The 22,871-nt window shown below is 70.0% G+C and carries 20 protein-coding genes; 10 read left to right on the top strand and 10 right to left on the bottom strand.

Going from position 1 to position 22,871, the window contains the following annotated elements; translation table 11 throughout:
- Positions 1–340 precede the first annotated feature (340 nt).
- On the bottom strand, positions 341–1,060 hold the full coding sequence (locus tag IG08_RS0128800; protein WP_030608587.1) for a 3-keto-5-aminohexanoate cleavage protein: 720 nt from the start codon (positions 1,058–1,060) through the stop codon (positions 341–343).
- A 115-nt stretch (positions 1,061–1,175) separates the two neighbouring features.
- A complete protein-coding gene (locus IG08_RS0128795) occupies positions 1,176–1,778 on the bottom strand; it encodes a hypothetical protein (protein WP_030608585.1) in 603 nt (200 codons plus the stop codon).
- A 234-nt stretch (positions 1,779–2,012) separates the two neighbouring features.
- Between IG08_RS0128795 and IG08_RS0128790 the strand changes: the two genes are divergently transcribed.
- The gene (locus IG08_RS0128790) at positions 2,013–4,799 is read left to right on the top strand and encodes a penicillin acylase family protein (RefSeq protein ID WP_030608582.1); all 2,787 of its coding nucleotides are present in this window, start codon (positions 2,013–2,015) and stop codon (positions 4,797–4,799) included.
- Positions 4,800–4,817: 18 nt separating this feature from the next.
- On the opposite strand, the gene IG08_RS0128785 is transcribed toward IG08_RS0128790, so the two are convergent.
- Both IG08_RS0128785 and IG08_RS0128780 read right to left on the bottom strand, forming a co-directional pair.
- A complete protein-coding gene (locus tag IG08_RS0128785; protein WP_030608580.1) occupies positions 4,818–6,134 on the bottom strand; it encodes a hypothetical protein in 1,317 nt (438 codons plus the stop codon).
- 81 nt (positions 6,135–6,215) lie between these two features.
- On the bottom strand, positions 6,216–7,454 hold the full coding sequence (locus tag IG08_RS0128780) for an exo-beta-N-acetylmuramidase NamZ family protein (protein WP_030608577.1): 1,239 nt from the start codon (positions 7,452–7,454) through the stop codon (positions 6,216–6,218).
- A 188-nt stretch (positions 7,455–7,642) separates the two neighbouring features.
- On the opposite strand from IG08_RS0128780, the gene IG08_RS0128775 reads away from it, so the two are divergent.
- The 9 genes from IG08_RS0128775 (at position 7,643) to IG08_RS0128735 (ending at position 18,638) form a co-directional block, all read left to right on the top strand.
- Entirely contained in the window at positions 7,643–8,416 is a 774-nt protein-coding gene (locus IG08_RS0128775) for an SDR family oxidoreductase (protein ID WP_030608574.1), read from the top strand.
- The gene (locus tag IG08_RS0128770; protein WP_030608572.1) at positions 8,413–10,080 is read left to right on the top strand and encodes a class I adenylate-forming enzyme family protein; all 1,668 of its coding nucleotides are present in this window, start codon (positions 8,413–8,415) and stop codon (positions 10,078–10,080) included. The genes IG08_RS0128775 and IG08_RS0128770 overlap by 4 nt, the downstream gene beginning before the upstream one ends.
- Before the next feature lie 46 nt (positions 10,081–10,126).
- Entirely contained in the window at positions 10,127–10,720 is a 594-nt protein-coding gene (locus tag IG08_RS0128765; protein ID WP_030608570.1) for a TetR/AcrR family transcriptional regulator, read from the top strand.
- Positions 10,721–10,950: 230 nt separating this feature from the next.
- Positions 10,951–11,388: a hypothetical protein gene (locus IG08_RS0128760; protein ID WP_199820913.1), complete on the top strand. Its 438-nt coding sequence runs from the start codon at positions 10,951–10,953 to the stop codon at positions 11,386–11,388.
- Between the two features lie 33 nt (positions 11,389–11,421).
- Positions 11,422–13,233, top strand: coding sequence for a peroxidase family protein (locus IG08_RS0128755; RefSeq protein WP_030608565.1), 1,812 nt, complete (start codon positions 11,422–11,424; stop codon positions 13,231–13,233).
- Between the two features lie 8 nt (positions 13,234–13,241).
- Positions 13,242–14,210 (top strand): patatin-like phospholipase family protein, encoded by a 969-nt coding sequence (locus IG08_RS0128750; protein ID WP_030608563.1) that lies wholly within the window; start codon positions 13,242–13,244, stop codon positions 14,208–14,210.
- A gap of 54 nt (positions 14,211–14,264) precedes the next feature.
- The gene (locus IG08_RS0128745; protein WP_030608561.1) at positions 14,265–16,046 is read left to right on the top strand and encodes a hypothetical protein; all 1,782 of its coding nucleotides are present in this window, start codon (positions 14,265–14,267) and stop codon (positions 16,044–16,046) included.
- Positions 16,047–16,059: 13 nt separating this feature from the next.
- Entirely contained in the window at positions 16,060–17,436 is a 1,377-nt protein-coding gene (locus IG08_RS0128740; RefSeq protein WP_030608559.1) for a Dyp-type peroxidase, read from the top strand.
- Complete coding sequence (locus tag IG08_RS0128735) at positions 17,433–18,638, top strand: catalase family protein (RefSeq protein WP_030608557.1); 1,206 nt, start codon at positions 17,433–17,435, stop codon at positions 18,636–18,638. Before IG08_RS0128740 ends, IG08_RS0128735 begins: the two co-directional genes overlap by 4 nt.
- 45 nt (positions 18,639–18,683) lie before the next feature.
- Here IG08_RS0128735 and IG08_RS0128730 read toward each other — a convergent pair whose 3' ends face one another.
- The 6 genes from IG08_RS0128730 to IG08_RS0128705 form a co-directional block, all read right to left on the bottom strand.
- Complete coding sequence (locus tag IG08_RS0128730) at positions 18,684–19,898, bottom strand: acyl-CoA dehydrogenase family protein (RefSeq protein ID WP_030608555.1); 1,215 nt, start codon at positions 19,896–19,898, stop codon at positions 18,684–18,686.
- Between the two features lie 5 nt (positions 19,899–19,903).
- Entirely contained in the window at positions 19,904–20,938 is a 1,035-nt protein-coding gene (locus IG08_RS0128725; RefSeq protein WP_030608553.1) for a phosphotransferase family protein, read from the bottom strand.
- Between the two features lie 177 nt (positions 20,939–21,115).
- A complete protein-coding gene (locus tag IG08_RS0128720; RefSeq protein ID WP_030608550.1) occupies positions 21,116–21,412 on the bottom strand; it encodes a hypothetical protein in 297 nt (98 codons plus the stop codon).
- A gap of 179 nt (positions 21,413–21,591) precedes the next feature.
- A complete protein-coding gene (locus IG08_RS0128715) occupies positions 21,592–21,924 on the bottom strand; it encodes a DUF202 domain-containing protein (RefSeq protein ID WP_030608547.1) in 333 nt (110 codons plus the stop codon).
- Entirely contained in the window at positions 21,921–22,313 is a 393-nt protein-coding gene (locus tag IG08_RS0128710) for a YidH family protein (protein ID WP_030608546.1), read from the bottom strand. Before IG08_RS0128710 ends, IG08_RS0128715 begins: the two co-directional genes overlap by 4 nt.
- Before the next feature lie 22 nt (positions 22,314–22,335).
- Positions 22,336–22,851, bottom strand: coding sequence for an NUDIX hydrolase (locus tag IG08_RS0128705; RefSeq protein WP_030608543.1), 516 nt, complete (start codon positions 22,849–22,851; stop codon positions 22,336–22,338).
- Positions 22,852–22,871: the final 20 nt, after the last annotated feature.

Below are 22,871 nucleotides of genomic sequence, written 5' to 3'. Positions count from 1 at the left end.
CCCGCGCCCCTAAAGAAGGGCGTTGCCGCGGCCGCCGATGGCGAGCAACCCGGCACGAGCATGAGCGTGAGCCGCCGGCGGTGAGCAACCCGGCGTGGGTGTGAGCGTGAGTCGCCGGCGGTGAGCAATCCGGCGTGGGTGTGAGCGTGAGTCGCCGGCGAGGGGACGTGCCGGGGGGTGTCCGCCCGCAGCGGCGGGCGTCCATCACCGAGCACAACCCCAGCACACAGCACCGCCCGACCGAGGACGGACACCCCCCGGCACGGCCCCGACCCACCACACAACCGAACGCGCTACACCCCCCCCACCACACCCGCACAGGCGCCGCAGGCGTACCCGGCTAGCCACCGGCCCGATACTGGACCACCGCCTCAGCCACCAACTCGGCGTTGGACACCGCCCGTTGACCGTCCGGCAGGACCAACGTGTCCTCCAGGCCCATCCGCGTCGCCAGCCCCAGCCGCCCCGCCAACCGCAACACGGCCCAAGCCCCGCCGTCCTCCCCGTGCAACAGCACAGGGCGACCGAAAGCCGCACCGAGCTCGGAGAGCAGCGCACGCGCCGACGCCTCCGCAGTGCCCGCGTCGGGATCCGTCACCTCCGCGAGCACCCGCAGCACCCGAGGCCCGAGCGGCGAGACCGCGAACCGCGCCGCCCCATCGGTCCCCGACCAGATGCCGGCCTCCACACCGACGCCCCGATCGAGAAGCGCGGCGGCGACCTCCTCGGCCCCCGGCTCATGCCAGTTGACCGACGCATGATCAGGCAACACGGTCCAGCTCCGGATCCGCTCCACCCGCAGCACCGGATCCGGTTCAGCCCAGGCGCCCGTAGTCACCCCGACCGGCACGGACACCCGCCCCCGTATCACCGAGAGCGTCGCCGCAACGATCCCCGGCGACAAACTGTCCCGCCCGCAAAGCGTCTTGGGATGAACATGAACATCCGTGGCCCCAGCCGCCACGGCCTCGGCCGCGGACTCGGCCAGCGCCTCCGGAGTGAGCGGCACCACCGCCCCGTCGACGGCCCCCCGACCCCCGTTGAGACACACCTGCACCATGCCCCGATACTGCCAGCCACCACTGACAGAACGGGGGGTGCGGCATCCCCGGCGCACCCCCGGCCATGCATGGTTCCCAACGCACGGTTCCTAGATCGGGTCCGCTTCGGTCAGGTCAGGCCGACACCAACAACCGCCCCCGCCTGGCATCCGCCAGCGCCTCGGGCGTGAGCACGGGACGCGGTACGAGAATTCCGCAGTCCGTGCAGACCGGACCCGTTGAGGGTTCGTGGTCCAGGTCGTATGTCCAGGCGAGCCGCTCCCCGCCGCACGCCGGGCACATCGAGCCCGGTTCGCGCTCCAGCGCGGAGATCAGCCGGCGCAGCACCTCCGCCAGCGGTTCGTGCGGGTGGACCCGCGGATCGTCGCACCAGGCGACTCCGAAACCGCCCCAGGTCAGCCGGTGCCAGTCATCCACACTGCCCGGCCTGCGCAGCCCGTCGTGCTTCTCCTTCTTGCGCCGCTCGGCGAACTCGCCCTCATAGGCCAGCCAGACCGAACGCGCCTCTTCCAGCTCGTCCAGTGCGGCCACGAGCCGCGCTGGATCGGGGGACCGGTCCTCGGGACCGAACCCTGCCCGGGAGCACAAGTGGTCCCAGGTCGCCCTGTGTCCGTAAGGAGCGAACCGCTCAAGGCACTTGCGCAGTGAGTAGCGCCTGAGTGCCAGATCGCTCCGCGGATCCCGCACCTGTCTCGCCAGACTCCGGAAACCGGCCATCGCCCTGCACCTCCGTCACACCTGCACCTGTACTTCGGTCACTTCGGCGTCGCGCCGTACGGACTCCGCACGGCGTCGCCGAATAGACGTATCGACAAGCGATTTGGCTCCATCCGATTTCCGATGCCCCCCATAAGTCGCCGGACCGGCTACCAAAACTTGACGCATGTTCATCTTCAATCCCGGGGATACCGCCGGTAACGTCCGGCTCACCCCCCGTCGGTAGGAGCTGCCATGCCTCGGCGCACCTCGTGCACCGCCCTCGACAGACTGAGAACTCCCGGCAGACTCACCGGGTTCCTGAAGACCGCATCCATATGCGTCCTGATTGCCGGTCTTTTGTCCCCTATGACCCAGGCGGCGGCCGCCGCCGAGGCCACGGCGGCCAACGACTACTGCGGCGGGCAGTGTTCCGACATCCTGCCTCCCGGCGAGAACGGCAACGCCACCCTCGCGCAGATCCTCCTCAACCAGGCCTTCGGCACCCAGCCCGACCATGCCGAGGACCAGCTGGGCCCGTACGCCAACCTGGCGAAGGGCTACCCCACGCTCACCAATTCCACGATCAACACGTTCTTCAACGACGCGTCTTTCGGGGTCGCATCCGATCAAGTCGCCTCCACCGAGAGTCCCGCCGGCCGCAGCGACGTGACCATCGTCCGCGACAAGAAGACGGGCGTACCGCACATCACCGGTACCACCAGATACGGCACGGAGTTCGGCGCCGGGTATGCGGCGGCTGAGGACCGGCTGTGGCTGATGGATGTCTTCCGTCACGTGGGCCGCGGCCAGCTCACCACCTTCGCGGGCGGCGACCCCTCCAACCAGGGCCTGGAGCAGCAGTTCTGGCGCAACGCCCCCTACTCCGAGGCCGATCTGCAGGCGCAGATCGACAACGCCGTCGCCAACAACGGCACCCGCGGCCAGCAGGCCCTCGCCGACGCCAACGCCTACCTGGCCGGCATCAACTCCTACATAGACGCCTCCGACAGTGGTCGTTACTACCCCGGTGAGTACGTACTGACGGGCCACAAGGACTCAGTCACCAACGCCGGAACCATCGACCACTTCAAGATCACCGACCTGGTGGCCCTGGCCTCGGTCATCGGCGCGCTCTTCGGCTCCGGGGGCGGCGGCGAGGTCAACAACGCGGTCTCGCTGCTCGCCGCACAGGAGAAGTACGGCGTGGAGCAGGGCACCGAGGTCTGGGAGGCGTTCCGCGAGCGCAACGACCCCGAGGCCGTCCTGACCGTCCACGACGGCGAGAGCTTCCCCTACGCCACCAAGCCCGCCGACCCGCAGGGTGAGGCCCTGCCCGATGCCGACTCGGTGGCCACGGAACCGCTGGTCTACGACGCCACGGGCACCGGCGGCGACCAGAGCGCCTCCGCCACCTCCGCCACGGCGACCGCGACCGCCCTCAGTTCGGCCCGGCGCGGCATGTCCAACGCCCTGGTGGTGAGCGGCGCGCACACCGCCAGCGGCCACCCCGTCGCCGTCTTCGGCCCGCAGACCGGCTACTTCGCCCCGCAGCTGCTCATGCTCCAGGAGATCCAGGGCCCGGGCATCAGTGCCCGCGGAGCCTCCTTCGCGGGCCTGAGCATGTACGTCGAGCTCGGCCGCGGCCAGGACTACGCGTGGAGCGCCACGACCTCCGGCCAGGACATCATCGACTCGTACGCGGTCGAGCTGTGCCAGGACGACTACCACTACCTGTACCACGGCACCTGCACGGCCATGGAGAAGATCGAGCAGAAGAACTCCTGGGCCCCGACCACGGCCGACGACACGGCAGCGGGCTCGTACACGATGCGGGTGTGGCGCACGAAATACGGCCCCGTCGAGTACCGCGCGACCGTCGGCGGCAAGAAGGTCGCCTACACCACCCTGCGCTCCTCCTACATGCACGAGGCCGACTCCATCATCGGCTTCCAGATGCTCAACGACCCGGACTACGTCAAGAGTCCGGAGACCTTCCAGAGCGCGGTGCAGCACATCAACTACACCTTCAACTGGTTCTACGCCGACTCCACGCACACCGCGTACTACAACAGCGGCAACAACCCGGTGCGGGCGAGCGGCGTCGACGCCGACTTCCCGGTGTGGGCGCAGTCGGCGTACGAGTGGAAGAACTGGAACCCGGCGACCAACACCGCCGACTACACGGCGGCCTCGGCCCATCCCCACTCCATCGACCAGGACTACTACATCTCCTGGAACAACAAACAGGCGCTGGACTACTCGACGGCCTCCTGGGGCGACGGGTCCGTCCACCGCGGCAACCTCCTCGAGGACCGGGTGAAGAAGCTGGTCGCGGCCGGCGGCGTCACCCGCGCGTCCCTGACTAAGGCCATGGCCGACGCGGCGCTCGCCGACCTGCGCGCCGAGGACGTCCTGCCGGACCTGCTGAAGGTCGTCAACAGCTCGACGGTCACCGACTCCACGGCCGCGGCGGCGGTGAGCAAGCTGCAGGCGTGGGTGACGGCGGGCGGCAAACGCACGGAGACCTCGGCGGGCTCGAAGGCGTACGCCAACGCCGACGCGATCAGGATCCTGGACGCGTGGTGGCCGCTGCTGGTGAAGGCCGAGTTCGAACCCGGCCTGGGCAGTGACCTGTACACCGCCTTCACCGCCAACCTGTCCATCGACGAGTCCCCGTCGGCCGCCCACGGCCCGACCGGGGCGCACGCCGGTAGCTCCTTCCAGTACGGCTGGTGGAGCTATGTCGACAAGGACATCCGGGCCGTGCTGGGCGAGTCGGTGCAAGGCGGGCTGACGCAGAAGTACTGCGGCGGCGGCAGCCTCAGCGCCTGCCGGGACATCCTCATCAGCACCCTGAAGGAGGCGGCCGGCAAGACCGCGGCCCAGGTCTACCCCGGCGACGACCTGTGCTCGGCGGGCGACCAGTGGTGCGCCGACTCGATCGTCCAGCGCACCCTCGGCGGCATCAAGCACTCCAACATCAGCTGGCAGAACCGTCCGACCTTCCAGCAGGTGGTGGAGTTCACGTCCCACAGGTAGGACATGAGCGGCGGCGGGTCAGCGGATGCGGCCCGCCGCCAGCACCAGTTGCGCCAGCTCCCGGTGGACGATGTCGCTGTGTGCGCCGGCCGGCGCCCCGCCCCGCTTCACGACCGCCGCCGCGTCGACGTTCACACACCCCGACACGGGCAGCTTCGTCTTCAGGGCGTCGGCGAGCTTGAACGACTTCGTGCCCGGCACCGCCTGCACGCCGTCATGGCCCATCGCCCCCCACTTGGCACCCAGCGTCCGGCCGATGTCGAAGGCCGCGACCCCGCGCGCGTCGCCGGCCATCCGCGAGGCCAGGGGATACATGGTGCCGAGAGCCGAGTCGTGACGGGAGTGGCAGCACACCAGCGGGCCGTCGACGCGGTTCTGCTGCCCCTGGAGGACGCCTCCCGCGCGCGCGTCGTGCGGCAGCCGGGCCGCGAACGCGTAGTGCGAGAAGGCCCCTTGGAGCAGCGTCACCGACTTCACCGTACGTACGCCCTTCGGCAGGCCGCGCAGCGCGAACGACACGAGCCGCCCGCCGAAGCTGTGCCCGACGAGATGTACCCGCACCTCCGGAGCCGCCGCGGCGAGCTGCCCGATCATCCGGCCGAGCCCGCGCTCGCCGACGGTCCCCGCGCGCCGCTTCATCGCGTAGTACGTCCCTTGCCGCAGCAGCTCGTGTGCCCCGTCCCACGGGTTGGGCACGGTGAACCCGGCGGCCCCGCCCGGGGATTCGAGATGCGCCAGCGCCTGCGCGAACTCCTCGCAGACCCCCGCGGCCGACCCGGCGAAGATCTCGGGCTCGTCCTGCGGCACCCCCTCCGCCAGCGTGTCCGCCGCGAACAGCACCTGCGGCCCCGGCGGCACCACGTCCACCAGCATCCGCACCAGCCGCCCGAACTCCTCCAACTCGGCCTCGTCACCCGGCTGTTGGTCCAGCATCCGGGCGATCTGGTCGATCACGGTCGCCCGGCCGGGAAACGTCTCGAGCAGCGCGTGCCGGGTGTCCTTGTCGAGCCCCGGGCGCGGGGGAGTGTCGGCGGCCACGGACCGCGGGAAGTCCGGGATCGGCTCGTCCGAGAACCGCATCGACGGCCATACGACCCCCACGTACCCGAGCCGGGCCTTGGGCGCGAGCTCGGGGAACGGCGCGAAGAAGCGGCTGTAGAGCCGGGTCGCGCCCGAGCGGTCGCTGTTCCAACCGTGGGAGAAGACGACCAGGTCATGGACGCCGCGGTCCACCACTCCCGCGAGCAGCCGGTCCCGGCGCCCGCCGTCCGGGTCCCCGTCCGCGTCGAAGGTCAGCTCCCAGTAGGGCGTCACACCCATCGCCGGATCCGCCATGACAGGCCCCCTCGTCCCCCGTAGTGGTGCGATGCGGTCGCATCGTCCCGCCACGGGGCGAAGTTGGCCATACGTCCTGGCTCATCGGTAGAGGAGGTAATTCTTTCGAATCCGCCGGAACGCCGTGAGCTCGTCCTGCCAGCCGGCCACCACCTCGTCCGTGCCCGCCCCCGCGTCGATCGCCGTACGCACCTGGGTGGACCCCGTGAGCTTGTCGATCCAGTTGTCGGCACGCCAAGTGAAGCCGCTCCACACCTTCTTGGCGGTCACGAGCAGCGCGATACCGGTGCGTACGGGGTCGTACGCGACCCGGTCGTGCACGTGGATCTGTACGCCGCCGATGGTCTTGCCCTGGAACTTGGAGAACGTGGGTGCGAAGTACGCCTCCCTGAAGTGCACGCCCGGCAGGGCGAGTTCGTTCGCCCGCGCGGCCCACCCTCCATCGATGCCCTCCGCGCCGAGCAGCTCGAAGGGGCGGGTCGTGCCGCGTCCCTCCGACAGGTTGGTGCCCTCGAACAGGCACGTCCCCGAGTACACGAGCGCCGTGTCGGCCGTCGGCATGTTCGGGCTCGGCGGCACCCACGGGAGCCCGGACGTGTCGTAGAACTCCGACCGCTTCCATCCGGTCATCTGTACGGTGTCCAGCGCCACCGGCGTGGTCAGGAACTCCCCGTTGAACAGCCCCGCCAGCTCCGCGACCGTCATGCCGTGTGCCTGGGCGATCGGCTGTCGCCCTACGAAGGTCGCGAACTCCTTGTGCAGGATCGGGCCGTGCGCCGCGCGGCCGGTGACCGGGTTGGGGCGGTCGAGCACGACGAAGTGCTTGCCCGCGAGTCGGGCCGCCTCCATGCAGTCGTAGAGCGTCCAGATGTACGTGTAGAAGCGGGCGCCGACGTCCTGGATGTCGAAGACGATCGTGTCCACGGCGGAGGTGGTGAAGATGTCGGCGAGGGGTTGGCCGCTCTTGAGGTAGGTGTCGTAGACGGGGAGTCCGGTTGCGGGGTCGTCGTAGCGGCCTTCTGATCCGCCGGCCTGGGCGGTGCCTCGGAAGCCGTGTTCTGGGCCGAAGACGGCGACGAGGTTCACGCGGTCGTCCGCGTGCATGACGTCGACGATGTGGCGGACGTTCCTGGTGATGCCGGTGGGGTTGGTGACGATTCCCACGCGTTGGCCGTCGAGTAGGGCATAGCCGTCTTCGGCGAGGCGCTCGAAACCGGTGCGGAGCTGTTTGCCACGCTCGGCGGCGGTTGCCGGGGGTGCTGCGGGGAGTGTTGCTGCTGCCGTTGTCGCTGCGAGTAGAGCTCGTCTGGATAGGCGCATGGGGTGCACGTTAGGCGCTCCCGCAGGTTGTGTGGAGTCTGTGGGTTGAGTGTGGCTGGTCGCGCCCCCGCGGCGGAGCCGCAAATCGATACAGCCCCGCGCTCCTTGGGTGGGTGCAGTCACCCTTTCCTCCTACATACCGACCGGTTAGTCTGGCCGTGCAGTCGAGCCGCAGTCGAAGGAGACCGATGGTGGGAGCCGTGCAGGATGCCGGAGTGGTCGTCACCGGGGCGGGAGGCGGGATCGGGGCCGCGCTTGCCCGGCGGTTCGCCGCCGAGGGGGCCCGGGTCGTCGTGAACGATCTCGATGCCGGCCGGGCCAAAGCCGTCGCCGACGAGATCGGTGGGATCGCGGTTCCCGGCGACGCCTCCTCGATCGTCGGCGAGGCCCGGGACGCGCTCGGTGGCACCGTCGATGTCTACTGCGCCAACGCCGGTGTCGCCTTCGGGGGTGGGAACGCGGACAAGCCGCTCGACGAGAAGGTCTGGGCGACTTCCTGGGACGTCAATGTCATGGCGCACGTCCGAGCCGCCCATGAACTGCTGCCGGGCTGGCTGGAGCGTGGCAGTGGGCGGTTCGTGTCGACCGTGTCGGCCGCCGGGCTGCTCACCATGATCGGGGCCGCGCCCTACAGCGTCACCAAGCACGGGGCGTACGCCTTCGCCGAGTATCTGTCGCTGACGTACCGCCACCGCGGTCTGAAGGTGCACGCGATCTGTCCGCAGGGCGTGCGCACCGACATGCTGGCCGCCACCGGCAGCGCGGGCGACCTGGTGCTCAAGCCGACGGCGGTCGAGCCGGAGGATGTGGCGGACGCCCTGTTCAAGGGCATCGAGGAGGACCGCTTCCTGATCCTGCCGCACCCCGAGGCCGCCGGGTACTACCAGGCCCGGGCCGCCGACCCCGACCGTTGGCTGACCAACATGAACCACATCCAGCAGAAGTGGGAGGAGGCCCGGTGACCGACTCCCGCTACGCCGCCCAGCCCTGGCTGGGCCTTCTGAACGCCGCCCAGCGGGCGCCGATGAACCCTGCCGACTCCCTCGTGCACGCCCTGCGCCGGGCCGCCGCCGAGGCCCCGGACCGGGCCTTCCTCGCCTACTTCGGCGGCCGCCTCGGCTACCGCGAGGTCGACGAGCTGAGCGACTCCGTCGCCGGTCACCTCGCCGCCCGCGGCCTGGAGCGCGGCGACCGGGTGGCGGTCCTGCTGCAGAACTCCCCGCACTTCGTGCTCGCCGTGCTCGGCGCGTGGAAGGCGGGCGCGACCGTCGTGCCCGTCAACCCCATGTACAAGGCGGGGGAGGTCGGCCATGTCCTGCGGGACGGCGAGGTGGCCGCGCTGATCTGCTCCGACCGCGCCTGGGAGTCGTATCTGCGCGACACGGCGGCCGACTCGCCCGTACGGATCGTGCTCACCGGATGTGAGTTGGACTTCCAAACCCGCGGTGACGCGCGCGTGCTCACCTTCGAGCGGCTGCCGCAGGCGTCCGATGCCGATGACCTGACGGCGGTCGCCCGCGCCGGGCACAAGGCGCCCGAGGGCCGCGACCCCGCCCCGCCCGACATCGCGCTGATCAGCTACACCTCGGGCACCAGCGGTGCCCCCAAGGGCGCCACCAACACGCACGGCAACATCATGTACAACGCCGAGCGGCAGCGGACCGGCCTGGACCTGCCGGAGGCGCCCGTCTACTTCGCGATGGCGCCCCTGTTCCACATCACCGGGATGGTCTGCCAGCTCGGGGCGTGTCTCAACAGCACGGGCACGCTCGTGCTGGCGTACCGCTTCGAGGCGGGGGTGGTCCTGGAGGCCTTCGCCGAGCACCGGCCGCACTACACGGTCGGCCCGTCGACGGCCTTCATGGCGCTGGCGGCTCATCCGGACGTCACCCGCGAGCACTTCGCCTCCTTCGTCAACATCTCCTCGGGCGGTGCCCCGCTCCCGCCCGCCCTGGTCGAGAAGTTCCGGGCCGGCTTCGGGCCGTACATCCGCAACGGCTACGGGCTGACCGAGTGCACCGCCCCCTGCGCCTCCGTGCCGCCGCAGCTGGAGGCGCCCGTCGACCAGGTGTCCGGGACGCTGGCCGTGGGGGTGCCCGGGCCCGACACGGTCGTACGCATCGTCGACGACCAGGGCGCGGAGGTGCCGTTCGGCGAGCAGGGCGAGATCGTCGTACGGGGGCCGCAGGTCGTGCCCGGCTACTGGCGGCGGCCCGACGCCACCGCGGAGACCTTCCCCGACGGTGAGCTGCGGACCGGGGACATCGGGTTCATGGACCCGCAGGGGTGGCTGTACGTCGTCGACCGCAAGAAGGACATGATCAACGCGTCCGGCTTCAAGGTGTGGCCGCGCGAGGTCGAGGACGTGCTGTACACACACCCGGCGGTGCGCGAGGCGGCCGTCGTCGGGGTGCCCGACGGGTACCGCGGGGAGACCGTCAAGGCGTACATCAGCCTCCGTCCGGGTGTCGACACGGACCCGGATGAACTCGCCGCGTACTGCAAGGAGAGACTGGCCGCTTACAAATACCCGCGCCAGGTGGAGATCCTGCCCGACTTGCCGAAGACGGCTACTGGGAAGATCCTCCGTCGGGAGCTACGTTCCCAGGCGCACGACGGCAAATAAGCACGCAGGAAAACAGCAGACAGCCCGGAAGGCAGGTGGCGGCACAGTGCCCAGGACGACGGACGGTGACGGTACGCCCGTCCCGCAGCGGCTACTGGCCGCCGCCACGCGGCTCTTCGCCGAGCAGGGCTACGACCGGACCTCCGTGCAGGAGATCGTCGAGGCGGCCGGGGTCACCAAGGGGGCGCTGTACCACTACTTCGGCTCCAAGGACGACCTCCTGCACGAGGTGTACGCGCGGGTGCTGCGCGTCCAGCAGGAGCGCCTGGACGCCTTCGCGAACGCCGACGAGCCGATCGAGCAGCGCCTCAGGCGCGCGGCGGCAGACGTCGTCGTCACGACGATCGAGAACCTCGACGACGCGATGATCTTCTTCCGCTCGATGCACCACCTGAGTCCGGAGAAGAACAAGCAGGTGCGGGCGGAGCGGCGGCGCTATCACGAGGGCTTCCGGGCGCTGATCGAGGAGGGGCAGGAGGCGGGTGTCTTCTCCAAGGCGACGCCGGCGGACCTGGTGGTGGACTACCACTTCGGCTCGGTGCACCATCTGTCGACGTGGTACAGGCCGGACGGGCCGCTGACCCCGCAGCAGGTCGCCGACCAGCTCGCCGATCTGCTGTTGCGGGCCCTGAGGCCGTAGGCCGCTTCCCTCCTCCGGTCCGCTTTCCTCCCCCCGGTCCGCCGTGCCCGGCGGTTCCTCTCCGCCGTCTGCTGTCGGAAGCGCTCGCCACTCTGTCCGGCGGAATTGCGCACCCGGGGGGAGAACGCTGTCCGACGAATCACTGGACAGTCCCCGATTCTTTCCCCGGCTCATATCCAAGCCCGTACATCTTGGTTAGCTTCGTGTTCTCATCGCGCTGGGGGGAGCAGATGACGAAGATCAAGGCGTGCGCGCTCGACCGGCAGGGGCTGCTGGGGCAGGAGCAGCGGAACGGGAAACAGACCGCCCGTATCCTGCTCGCGGTAATTCGCCTCACCAATGGCACCTTGGGCCTGGTGGCGCCCACCCTGCTGGCCGGCCGTGTCGATCCGGAACACGACCCCAGTCCGGCAGTGGTGTACGCGTTTCGGCTGTTCGGTATTCGTACCGTGCTGCTCGGTATCGATCTGCTCGTTCTGCGCGGCGAGCCCCTGGAGAAGGCGCTGCGCCGAGCAGTCGTCATCCATTCCTGCGACACGGTCACGGCTGCCCTGCTCGGAGTGCGGGGCAGGGTTCCCGCACGCGCCGCGCTCGCCACCACGCTCATTTCGGCTGTGAACACTCTTCTCGCGATGAGCGCCGTCGAAGCAGCCGAATCAGAGAAATAGCCATACCCGAAGCAGAGTTCGAGGTGTCTTGTCATGCCGTCCAACAGCTATCGGAATTCACTTCTCTGGCGCGTCTTCACCACGGTGACCGAATTCGTCGACCGGCGAGTGGGATGGGACAGACTGCCGGTACCGCTCGGACTTCTCGACCTCGTGGGACTCCGTACCGATCTGCGGCGGAAGAACCTGTACGACACCTCGCGGCTGCCGGCCGTCGACGCACCGCCCGTGGGGCCACCCAAACCGGACCACCTGACGCGCCGGGCGGTGGACGGCAGCTACAACGACCTCAAGGATCCGGCCATGGGAATGGCGGGTTCCCGGTTCGGGCGCAACATCCCGCTGGACCGCATCGAACCGGCGACCGAGGCGCGTGTGCTGTCGCCCAACCCGCGCGAGGTCAGCCGCGCCCTGCTGACGCGCACCGAGTTCGTCCCGGCCACCTCGGTCAACTCGATCGCCGCGGCCTGGCTGCAGTTCATGATCAGGGACTGGTTCAGCCATGGGACCAGTCCCACGGAGAACCCCTGGGTGGTCCCGTTGGCCGAGGGCGACCCGTGGCCGGAACCCCCCATGCACATCATGCGGACCCCCGACGACCCCACGCGCCCCGCGGACGCCAAGGACCTGCCCCAGACCCGGATCAACGTGCTGACGCACTGGTGGGACGGGTCGCAGGTGTACGGCGTGAGCGCGAGCGAGCAGAAGACCCTGCGCAGCGGGGTCGGCGGCAAACTGCACGTCCTCCCCGACGGCCTGCTGCCCCGGCCGCAGGACCCGGCCCAGGACCCGGCGTACGTGCCCGGCTTCTGGCTCGGCACCGAGATGCTGCGCACCCTCTTCAGCCGCGAGCACAACGCGATCTGCGACAGGCTGGGCGCGGAGTACCCGGCGTGGACGGACGAGGAGATCTTCCAGCGCGCCCGGCTGGTCAACTCCGCGCTCCTGGCGAAGATCCACACCGTGGAGTGGACCCCGGCCGTGATCAGCCATCCGACCACCCAGGTCGCCATGCGGGCCAACTGGTTCGGTCTCGCGGGCGAACGCGCTCACCGTCTGTTCGGCAGGCTGAGCGAGAGCGAGGTGATCAGCGGAATTCCCGGAAGCAGGACCGATCACTACGGTGTTCCGTTCTCCCTGACCGAGGAATTCGTGGCCGTCTACCGGATGCATCCCCTGATCCGCGACGACTGGAGCCTGCGCACCACGGCCGACGACTCGAAGATCAGGGAATGCGACTTCGGCGACATCGCGGGCCCGCTGGCTCTGGACGTCCTGAAGAACATCTCCATGACGGATTTGTTCTACTCCTTCGGAACGCTGAACCCGGGGCTGGTCACCCTCCACAACTTCCCGAAGTTCCTTCAGGAGTTCAGGAGGCCGGACGGAAAGCTCCAGGATCTCGCCGCGACCGACATCCTGCGCTCCCGGGAACTCGGAGTGCCCCGCTACAACGAGTTCCGCAGGCTGCTGCGTCTCGAGCCCGCGAAGGACTTCGAGGGACTCACCGAGAATCCCGAATGGGCCGCGGAGATCAGCAAGGTCTACGACGGCGACATCGAACAAGTCGATCTGACCGTCGGAATGTTCGCCGAACGCAGGCCGACCGGCTTCGCGTTCAGCGACACGGCCTTCCGGATCTTTGTCCTCATGGCCTCGCGCCGCCTCAACAGTGACCGGTTCTTCACCGACTACTACACGCCCGCCGTGTACACCCAGACCGGACTCGACTGGATCGAGCAGAACACCATGGTCACCGTACTGCTGCGGCACCACCCGGAATTGAGGAACTCCCTCGCCTCCGTGGACAACGGCTTCGCGCCCTGGGCCACTCCGGAAACGTGAGGCCGGCCGTGACGAAGGAAATAGATCTCGTGCTGGAAGGCGGCGGTGTCAAAGGACTCGCCACCGCGGGGGCGGTCATCCAGCTTCTCGAGAGCGGGTACACCTGCCAACGCGCGGCCGGCACCTCCGTCGGCGCGATCGCGGCGGCCCTGGTGGCGGCGGGAGCCGACGCGCGCGGACTGCGCGCGGCAATGGAACGACTGCAACTGCGCAAGATCCCCGACCGGACCATTCCGCGCGCCCGAGGGTTCAGTGAGGGCTTCTCCCTGCTGACCGCGAGCTCCCTCTACAAGGGCGACTACATCCGGGACTGGCTGTTCGACGAACTCAAGGCTCTCGGGGTCGTCACCTTCAAGGATCTGCGCCGTGAGGACAAGGGCGACGACGCCAACCTGACGGACGAGCAGCGCTACAAACTGGTCGTCATGGCGACCGACGTCTCGCGGGGCCTGCTGCTGAGGCTGCCGTGGGACTACGCCGGTCTGTTCAACCGCCCGCCCGACGACGAGTGCGTGGCCGACGCCGTACGGATGTCGCTGTCCATCCCCTTCTACTTCCGGCCCTGCACCCTCACCCGGATTCCGACGGGCGAACCCTCGGTGATCGTGGACGGCGGCGTCCTGTCGAACTTCGCCGTGGAGATCTTCGACCGGACGGACGGGGAGAAGGGGCGCTGGCCGACCTGGGGAGTGAGCCTGCTGCCGGATCTGCCGGAGGGGCTCCGGGCCATCTCGCCGCTGCTCGGCCCCGGCTTCGTACCGCCGATGGAACTGATGAAGCAGGTGGTGGCCACCGCGTTCGTGGGCCATGACCAGACGCACATGAACCGGCCCGACGTCCGGGACCGCACGATCGAGATCGACACCACGGGGGTGGGCATCACGGACTTCCGGCTGTCACCCGAGGAGCGCTCTGCCCTTCTGGAGAAGGGCAGAGCGGCGGCGAAGACCTTTCTGGCCGGCCGGAAGTCCGAGTAGCAGCCATGCGGCGACGGTCCCGTACAGCGAGCGGCGACACCGAAGGAGCCGACGATGACCCTGCAGTCCGTCCCCCGGGACGAGGACGAATCCTCCCTGCTCAAGGCCTCCGACAGCCGGCTCGACGAGCTGTTCCGCGCGAGTCCGGCCGGTGAGGCGCCGACCGGTGCGACGGACGGCACGGCTGTCATCGCGGCGGGCACGGGCGCGACCCGGGTCATCGCCGCACTCGCCCGCTCGCTCGCCTGGAAGGGCAAGACCTTCGCCCCCGGTGGCCGGACGCTGAGCAACCGGATCGGTCCGTTCGACATCTCGGCGATCAAAGCCGATGTCTACAAGGGCGCCAGCTGGGTGGACGGGAACGAGTGCGTCGTCATCGACTATTCCGAGAAGTCCCTGGTGGCGCGCGGAGTGCGGGACGAGATCCGGCTCGTGGCCCCCGGTCTGCATCTCGGTGTCGTCTGGCTCTGGCGCCGACGGGTCGCGTGGTTCCTGCTGCGGCAGCCGGCCAAGCGGAGGCGGACACGGCGGAACGCGACAGCGGGCGAGGAGAACGAACAAGTCGCACGGGACACGCACCAGATCGCCCTGACGATCGAGTCCGCCCTCAAGGACGGCAGCGAGGCGGACGCCCTGAAGCTCGTCGGCGAAGCGGGCGGCTCCGTCGAGGAGGCGGCGAGCCTGTTCCGCGGGCTCACAGGCGCACATTTCGCCCGGGTCACCGTGGTTCCCGGCGACACCGCACCGGACGGCACCTCACTGCCCGCATCCCTCCTCTACATGGCCGAGGTCGATGCCCCGCTCGGAACACACCTGCGCCAACTCGTGTCGAAGGAGGGCGACGGACTGGCCCCCTTCTTCGGTCTGTGCGACGACTATCCCGAAGCGGGCACCCGGCGGGACCGGCTGCGATGGCTCGAGGACCACCGGGTCACCCCGGCCGCCTCCTACGCGCACCGCGTCGGCCGGAGCCTGCCGCAGATCCGCGCCGAAGCCCGACTGCGCACCGCCATCGGCGAGTTCCTGGACGATCCCGCCCACGACTGGCCGAACCGGAGCCCCGACCGGATCCACCACGCGGTCCGCGAGTTCGTCGCCGGCCACGGAGAGCTGTCGTGGGCGCTGCGGCCCTGGGCACTGGGCGGCCGGTGGTTCCGCATCCGGCAGGGTGCGCACAGGTTGGCGGTGCCGGCCCTGGGAGCGGTACTGCTGCCCGGAGCGCTGGTGGCCCTTCCGTTCTGGGCGGTGCGCATACGGCTCCTGGAGCGAGCGGACAAGCCCGAACTCCAGCGCCCCACACCGGCGCGGGTGGCGGAACTGACCCGGCAGGAGGACTTCCTCGCGCAGAACCCGTTCACGGCCGTCGGCCAGGTGAAGCCGGGAGTGGTACGGAAAGTCACCCTGCGGGCCGTGCTGTTCGGCCTCGACTACTTCAACCGGCATGTCTACAACCGGGACAACCTCGCCGGTGTCCGCACCATTCACTTCGCCCGTTGGGTGTACCTCGACCAGGGCAGGCGGCTCGTCTTCGCCAGCAACTACGACGGCAGCCTGGAGAGTTACATGGACGAGTTCATCGACCGGCTCGCCCCCTGGCTCAACGCCGTCTTCAGCAACGGGGTCGGATACCCCGCCACCCGCTGGCTCTTCCGGGGCGGGGCCCGCGACGAGCGCGCGTTCAAGTGGTATCTGCGTTGCCATCAACTGCCCAGCGTCTGGTACTCGGCGTACGGCGATCTCCCGGCCCGCAACATCGACGACAACACCCGCATCCGCGACGGACTGGCGCGTGAACTCGATGCGCACCAGGCACGCGCGTGGCTGACCCTGCTGTGAGGGGGAGCACGCCATGAGTACTGCTTTCGAGCCCGAGGACGTCCAGGGGCTGATCGTGCGGGGGTACGGAAAGCTGCCGTACGCGGCCTTCCTGCTCCTTTCCGTCGAGGACGCGGCCGCCACCCGCGCCCTGCTGGGCCGGTGGGCCCGGGAGATCACCAGCGGGGCCGTCGCACGTCCCGAGGCGGCGCTCAACATCGCCTTCACGGCAGCGGGGTTGCGTGCCGTGGGACTGCCGGACCGGACGGTCGACGCGTTCGCCCCGCAGTTCGTCGAGGGCATGACCACCGAGCACCGGGGACGCCTGCTCGGCGACCTCGGGCCGGCCGACCCCAAGGGATGGCTGTGGGGCGGCCCCGACAACCCCGCCGTCCACGTCCTGCTGCTCGTCTACGCGGACACGGCGCCCTCCCTCGACCGGCGAGTCACGGCGCGGCTGCGGGACGCGCAGGGCGCCCTGGCCCCGGTCATGGCACTGCCGACCGACGAACTCGGCGGCACGGAGCCCTTCGGCTTCCGCGACGGACTGTCCCAGCCGGGGATCGAGGGGCGGCATGGCGACGGCAGGCACGACCGGGCGTTACCCGCCGGCGAGTTCGTCCTCGGACACCCCAACGCCTACGGGCAGTTGGGCGAGCGCCCGCTGCTCGCACCCGACGCCGATCCCGAGCGGGTGCTGCCCCCGGACCCCGGCGGTTCCGGCCGCCCCGATCTGGGCCGCGACGGCAGCTATCTGGTGCTCCGTCAACTACGCCAGGACGTGGACGCGTTCTGGTCCTACACCGGTGAACGCACCCGGCGCCCGGACGGCACGCCCGACGCCGCGGCGCAGCGGAGGCTGGCCGCGAAAATGGTCGGCCGCTGGCCCAGTGGCGCTCCGCTCGTCCTGACCCCCGACCGGGACGACCCGTCCCGTGCCGAGGAGGAGTTCGGCTACCACGCGGACGACCCGGACGGACTGCGCTGCCCCCTCGGCGCGCACATCCGCCGGGCCAACCCCCGCGACTCCCAGGAACCGCGCCCGGGCACCGCCGCCTCGCTCGACGTCACCGACCGCCACCGGCTGTTGCGCCGTGGACGCAGCTACACCACCGAGGGGACACCCCCGGAGCGCGGGCTGTACTTCATGTGCCTGAACGGCGATCTGGCCAGGCAGTACGAGTTCGTCCAGCACAGCTGGATCAACGACCCGGCCTTCAGCGGACTGCACGACGACAGCGACCCTCTGATCGCGCCGGGCGGCCCGCGCGGGGCCACCTTCACCGAGCAGCGCGAACCGGTGCGCCGACGGCATCCCGGCGTTCCCGCCTTCGTCCAGGTCCGCGGTGGCGCCTACTTCTTCCTGCCGGGTGTGCCCGCACTGCGCTACCTGAGCACGATGCCGGTATGACCACGAGGGAGCAACGGCAGACGCCTCAGCAGCTGTTCAACGACGCGGTACTGCGCCTCGTCGCCGCGGAACGCCGGGTCGACCCCTACGTCCGGCCCCTCTTCGACACGGTTCTCCGCCCGCCCGTCCAGGCGCTGACCCAGGCCGCGCTCCAGGCCCGGCTCAGGCACCGGCGCCCCCGAACTCCCGTCGCCCTCGCCCAGGAACAGCCGCTCCCCGGCGAGGCCGAGGCCACCGCCGAGATCATCGAAGTGATGAGCCGGTTTCTGCGCCACACGTACAAGCCCGGCACCGCGCAACGCGCGGGCAACACCAAGACGTACGGTGTGGTGAAGGCATCGCTCCAGGTCCACGGCGGTCTGCCACCGCGACTGCGGCAGGGGCTCTTCGCCCACCCGAGTACGTACCCCGCCTGGGTGCGCTTCGCCGGCCCCGGACCGCTGTCCCCGCCGGATCTCGACGACAACGGGATCCTCAGCATCGGTGTGAAGGTGGTCGGCGTACCGGGGCCGAAACTGCTCGACGACGAGAAGCACACCCAGGACTTCACCGGCATCAGCGCCCCGACGTTCACCACGCCGAACGTGGTGGAGAACGTCAAACTGCAGCGCCGGATCGGGGACGGAACCCCGCTCCTCTACTTCCTGGGCCCGAAGGACAGTCATCTGGCCGATCTGGTGATGCAGGGGCTGTACGCCCGTACCCACTCCAGCCCGCTGGAGACGGCCTACTGGAGCTGCGCGTCCTACCTGCTCGGCGAGGGGCAGGCGATGCAGTACCGGTTCGTGCCACGGGACCGGAGGCGCGGGAGACTGCCCCGACACCCGCCCGACGACTATCTGCGCGACGCCCTGGCACGGACGCTCCACCGGCGGGAGGTCTTCTTCGACCTCCTCGTACAGCCGCAGACCGATCCCGTGCGGATGCCGATCGAGGACGCCTCCGTAGTCTGGCCCGAGCGCCTGTCACGCCCCGTCCGGGTCGCCACTCTGCGGATCGAGCGGCAGGAACTCGACCCCGCGGAGCAGCGGGCGCGGGCCGACGGGCTCTCCGTCAACCCGTGGCACGCGCTCCCCGAGCACCGTCCGCTGGGCAACCAGAACCGCGCCCGGCGCGAGGTCTACGTCCATCTCTCGCGGCTGCGCCAGGAGATGAACGGAACCCCGCACGTGGAGCCGGGCGCGGGCACCTTCTTCGGGTAGGGCCTGCCGTCACCCTTCGAGCAGGGCCTGCCGTCAACGCGCCGACTACGCGTATCGCTTCAGCTCCCGTCGCGCCAGCGACCGCTGGTGGACCTCGTCCGGACCGTCCGCGATCATCAGCGTCCGGGCGCCGGCGTAGAGCTCGGCCAGCGGGAAGTCCTGGCTCAGACCGCCCGCGCCGTGCAGCTGGATCGCCCGGTCGATGATGTCGACGACCGCACGCGGCGTGGCGATCTTGATGGACTGGATCTCCGTGTGGGCGCCCCTGTTGCCGACGGTGTCCATCAGCCAGGCCGTCTTCAGCACAAGGAGCCGCAGCTGTTCGACCTGCACCCGCGCGTCGGCGATCCAGTTGTGGACCACGCCCTGCTGGGCCAGCGCCTTGCCGAAGGCCGTACGGGACACGGCCCGCCTGCACATCAGCTCGATCGCCCGCTCGGCCATGCCGATCAGCCGCATGCAGTGGTGGATGCGGCCGGGGCCGAGCCGGGCCTGGGCGATGGCGAAGCCGCCGCCCTCCTCGCCGATCAGGTTGGCCGCCGGCACGCGCGCGTGGTCGAAGATCACCTCGGCGTGGCCGCCGTGGTAGTGGTCCTCGTAGCCGAAGACCTGCATGGCGCGCTTGACGGTGACACCGGGGGTGTCACGCGGGACCAGGATCATGGACTGCTGGCGGCGGATGTCCTCGCCGTCCGGGTCCGTCTTGCCCATCACGATGAAGATCTTGCAGTCCGGGTTCATCGCCCCGGAGATGTACCACTTGCGGCCGGTGACGACGTATTCGTCGGCATCCCTCTCGATGTACGTCGTGATGTTCGTGGCATCGGAGGAGGCCACCTCCGGCTCCGTCATCGCGAAGGCCGACCGGATCTCGCCCGCGAGCAGCGGCTCCAGCCACTGCTTCTTCTGCTGCTCGTCGCCGAACTGCGAGAGCACCTCCATGTTGCCCGTGTCGGGCGCCGCGCAGTTCAGCGCGGTGGGCGCCAACTGCGGGGAGCGGCCGGTGATCTCGGCCAGCGGCGCGTACTGGAGGTTGGTCAGCCCGGCGCCGTACTCGGTGTTGGGGAGGAAGAGGTTCCACAGGCCCTGCCTGCGCGCCTCGGCCTTCAGCTCCTCGACCACGGCCGGGGTGTCCCAGGGCGAGGCCAGCTGTGCGCGCTGCTCCTCGGCCACGGCCTCGGCCGGGTAGACGTACTCGTCCATGAAGGCGAGCAGCTTGGCGCGCAGCTCCTCGGTGCGTGCGTCGAACGCGAAGTCCATGCGGATCAGCCTTCCTGGATGCCTTCGTGAAGAGTGGTCAGGCCGTGCTCGATGAAGACCGGGACCAGGTCGCCGATGCGGTCGAAGCCGCGGCCGACCGTCTGGCCCAGGGTGTAGCGGTAGTGGATGCCCTCCAGGATCACGGCGAGCTTGAACCAGGCGAACGCCGTGTACCAGGAGACCGCGGAGACGTCCCGCCCCGAGCGCTCGGCGTACCGCTGGATCAGTTCGGCCGGATCCGGGTGCCCCGCGGCCTCGGCGGTCGTGGAGACGGGGGAGTCCGGCATGCCGAGCGGCATGCTGTACATCACCAGCAGGCCGAGGTCGGTGAGCGGGTCGCCCAGCGTCGACATCTCCCAGTCGAGGATCGCCTTGATCTGGTCGTCGTCCCCGATGAGGACGTTGTCGAGCCGGTAGTCGCCGTGCACGACGGCGGGCGCGGGGGACTGGGGCAGGTTCCGTCCGAGCGCCGCGTGCAGCTCGTCGATGCCGGCCAGCTCGCGGTTGCGGGAGGCGTCCAGCTGCTTGCCCCAGCGGCGCAGCTGCCGGTCCAGGAAGCCCTCGGGCCGGCCGAAGTCCGCGAGGCCCACCGAGGCGGGGTCCACCGCGTGCAGCTCGACGAGCGTGTCCACCAGGGACAGCACCGCGCCCCGGGTGCGCTCCGGGCCGAGCGGGGCGAGCTGGTCGGCGGTGCGGTACGGGGTGCCCTCGACGAACTCCATGACGTAGAAGGGCGCCCCGAGCACCTCCTCGTCCTCGCACAGCAGTAGCGCGCGTGGCACCGGTACATCCGTCGGGTGCAGCGCGTGGATCACCCGGTGCTCACGCTTCATGTCGTGCGCGGTGGCCAGGACATGGCCGAGCGGGGGCCGTCGTACGACCCACTTCGAGGTGCCGTCCGAGAGCGCGTAGGTGAGGTTGGACCGTCCGCCTTCGATCAGCCGGCCGGTGAGGGGGCCCTGCACCAGGCCGGGCCGCTCACGGTCGAGCAGGCCGCGCAGCCGGTCGAGATCGAGTCCGGGCGGATGGTCGGGGCTCATCGATGCTCCTTGGTGCGCGCGCGTGAACGGGACCCGACCCATCATGCCGACTGGTCGGTATGTCGTCCAGTGGGCGGGGCCGACGTGATCGGAGCCACGATAGGCCGACAGCTCCCCGCCCGGTGCGGCGGGGAGCTGTCGGTCGGTGCATCTCGGCCAGGGCGAGGGGGCCTGGTGTCAGTGGTCGTCCCAGTGCCCGTCGTGCGAGGCGTGCCGGTGGCCGTCGTGGAGGTAGTCGACGTGGTCGCCGTGCAGGACGCTCTCGTGCCCGCAGTCCTGCCCGTGCCGGTGCTCGTGGCCCTCGTGCGAGATGTGTCCGCCGGGCTCGCACTCGTCCCAGTGTCCGCCGTGCTCGCGGTGCAGGTGGCCGTCGTGCGCGTAGTCGACGTGGTCGCCGTGCGGCACTTCCGTGTGACCGCAGTCCGGGCCGTGGGCGTGCGTGTGGGAGGCGTGTTCGTGGTGGAGGGTGGTCATGGTGCTCACCTTCGAAGGTGCGGTGGGTGACGTCGGACAGGCTGCCACGCGAACCGCGCATATCCGGCCATTCGGTCCTGCGTGGCGTCCGGGTACCCCGGAGGGGTGGCCCCATGAAGGCCATCACCTGTCGACGGTACGGCGGACCCGGTCCACCCGCCCGCCGGGACCGGGCCCGCTCAGAGCACGAGCGCCGCCCCGCAGACCGCCATGGCCACCGTGCACAGGACCGCCGCGGTGGCGTGCCGGGGGGCGAGCGCCGACGCGCTGCCGGCCGAGGTCAGGGTGCGGATGCGGCGGTGGGCGACGAGGAGGAAGCCCAGCCAGAGGGCGCAGCACAGGGCGCAGACGACGAGGCTCGCGGGCGACGGGCCGCCGTGCAGCGCGGTCTTCGCGGCGAGTACGGCGGAGACGGTGCCGGACAGTGTCGTACGCCGCCACGCCAGCCGCGTCCGCTCGGGCTGCAGCCCCGGGTCCCGCTCGGGGTCGGTGCGGGTGTCCGCCCCGTTCACCCCTCCCACCTGACGAGCACCACGACCACCATCGCGACGGCCACGACCGCGACCACCAGGCTCAGCAGCGCCGGGAACCGGGACACCGGCAGATCCTCGCCCCGGCGCATGGCCCGCTCGCAGCGCACCCAGTGGTTGACCGCCCGCAGCGAGCACAGCACACCGGCCGCGAGCAGCGCGAGCGCCAGCCCGACCCGCCAGCCCCAGCGCAGGTCCGGCAGGAACTGGTCCACGGCGAAACCGCCGCCGATCAGCGCGAGAGCGGTGCGCAGCCAGGCCAGAAAGGTGCGTTCGTTCGCCAGCGAGAAACGGTAGTCGGGGGTGTTGCCCTCGCGCCGGACCTCCTGGGGGGCGAACCAGAGGCGGACGTTCTGCACGAAACCGATCACGTGCAGGACCCTATCGGGCCGCTCAGCCCCTCGACCTATGGGTCTTCAGCCGCTCGTACGCCGCCAGCCCGTCCGGCACCCACTCCCAGTCGCCGAGCCGCCGCTCCACCTCGTCCTCCGGCAGGAAGTCGTGCCAGGCGACCTCCTCCACCTGAGGGCTCACCGGGAGGTCGCAGCGGACCTCGTACACCGCGGACCACCAGGTCTGGCCGGCGCCGTCGTCGTAGAGGAACTTGAACAGGTACTCGGGGCGGGGGAGGCCGGTGACGCCCAGTTCCTCCTCGGCCTCGCGCAGGGCCGCGTCGTCGTAGGACTCGCCCGTGCCGACCACTCCGCCGACGAACATGTCGTACAGGGAGGGGAAGACCAGCTTGGTCGGGGTACGGCGGTGGACGAAGAGGCGGCCCGCGGAGTCCCTGGCCTGGATGAAGACGCAGCGGTGGCGCAGGCCCTTCGCATAGGCCTCGCCGCGCGGGGACTGTCCGACGACGTGGTCGTTCTCGTCGACGATGTCGAGGATCTCGTCAGCAGCGCTCATGCCCTCATCCAAGCAGGAGC

It is taken from the genome of Streptomyces fulvoviolaceus, assembly GCF_000718165.1.
GTDB lineage: Bacteria > Actinomycetota > Actinomycetes > Streptomycetales > Streptomycetaceae > Streptomyces > Streptomyces fulvoviolaceus.
The sequence above is the reverse complement of the archived record's forward strand: the minus strand, read 5'-3'. Positions and strand labels throughout refer to the sequence as shown.

Bases quoted from the DNA above. Each gene is read 5' to 3' on its own strand.
- IG08_RS0128760 (WP_199820913.1), top strand. From the start codon at position 10,951: ATGACGAAGATCAAGGCGTGCGCGCTCGACCGGCAGGGGCTGCTGGGG.
- IG08_RS0128795 (WP_030608585.1), bottom strand. From the start codon at position 1,778: ATGGCCGGTTTCCGGAGTCTGGCGAGACAGGTGCGGGATCCGCGGAGC.
- IG08_RS0128740 (WP_030608559.1), top strand. From the start codon at position 16,060: ATGAGTACTGCTTTCGAGCCCGAGGACGTCCAGGGGCTGATCGTGCGG.
- IG08_RS0128745 (WP_030608561.1), top strand. From the start codon at position 14,265: ATGACCCTGCAGTCCGTCCCCCGGGACGAGGACGAATCCTCCCTGCTC.
- IG08_RS0128730 (WP_030608555.1), bottom strand. From the start codon at position 19,898: ATGGACTTCGCGTTCGACGCACGCACCGAGGAGCTGCGCGCCAAGCTG.
- IG08_RS0128755 (WP_030608565.1), top strand. From the start codon at position 11,422: ATGCCGTCCAACAGCTATCGGAATTCACTTCTCTGGCGCGTCTTCACC.
- IG08_RS0128780 (WP_030608577.1), bottom strand. From the start codon at position 7,454: ATGCGCCTATCCAGACGAGCTCTACTCGCAGCGACAACGGCAGCAGCA.
- IG08_RS0128735 (WP_030608557.1), top strand. From the start codon at position 17,433: ATGACCACGAGGGAGCAACGGCAGACGCCTCAGCAGCTGTTCAACGAC.
- IG08_RS0128790 (WP_030608582.1), top strand. From the start codon at position 2,013: ATGCCTCGGCGCACCTCGTGCACCGCCCTCGACAGACTGAGAACTCCC.
- IG08_RS0128705 (WP_030608543.1), bottom strand. From the start codon at position 22,851: ATGAGCGCTGCTGACGAGATCCTCGACATCGTCGACGAGAACGACCAC.
- IG08_RS0128775 (WP_030608574.1), top strand. From the start codon at position 7,643: ATGGTGGGAGCCGTGCAGGATGCCGGAGTGGTCGTCACCGGGGCGGGA.
- IG08_RS0128720 (WP_030608550.1), bottom strand. From the start codon at position 21,412: ATGACCACCCTCCACCACGAACACGCCTCCCACACGCACGCCCACGGC.
- IG08_RS0128800 (WP_030608587.1), bottom strand. From the start codon at position 1,060: ATGGTGCAGGTGTGTCTCAACGGGGGTCGGGGGGCCGTCGACGGGGCG.
- IG08_RS0128785 (WP_030608580.1), bottom strand. From the start codon at position 6,134: ATGGCGGATCCGGCGATGGGTGTGACGCCCTACTGGGAGCTGACCTTC.
- IG08_RS0128725 (WP_030608553.1), bottom strand. From the start codon at position 20,938: ATGAGCCCCGACCATCCGCCCGGACTCGATCTCGACCGGCTGCGCGGC.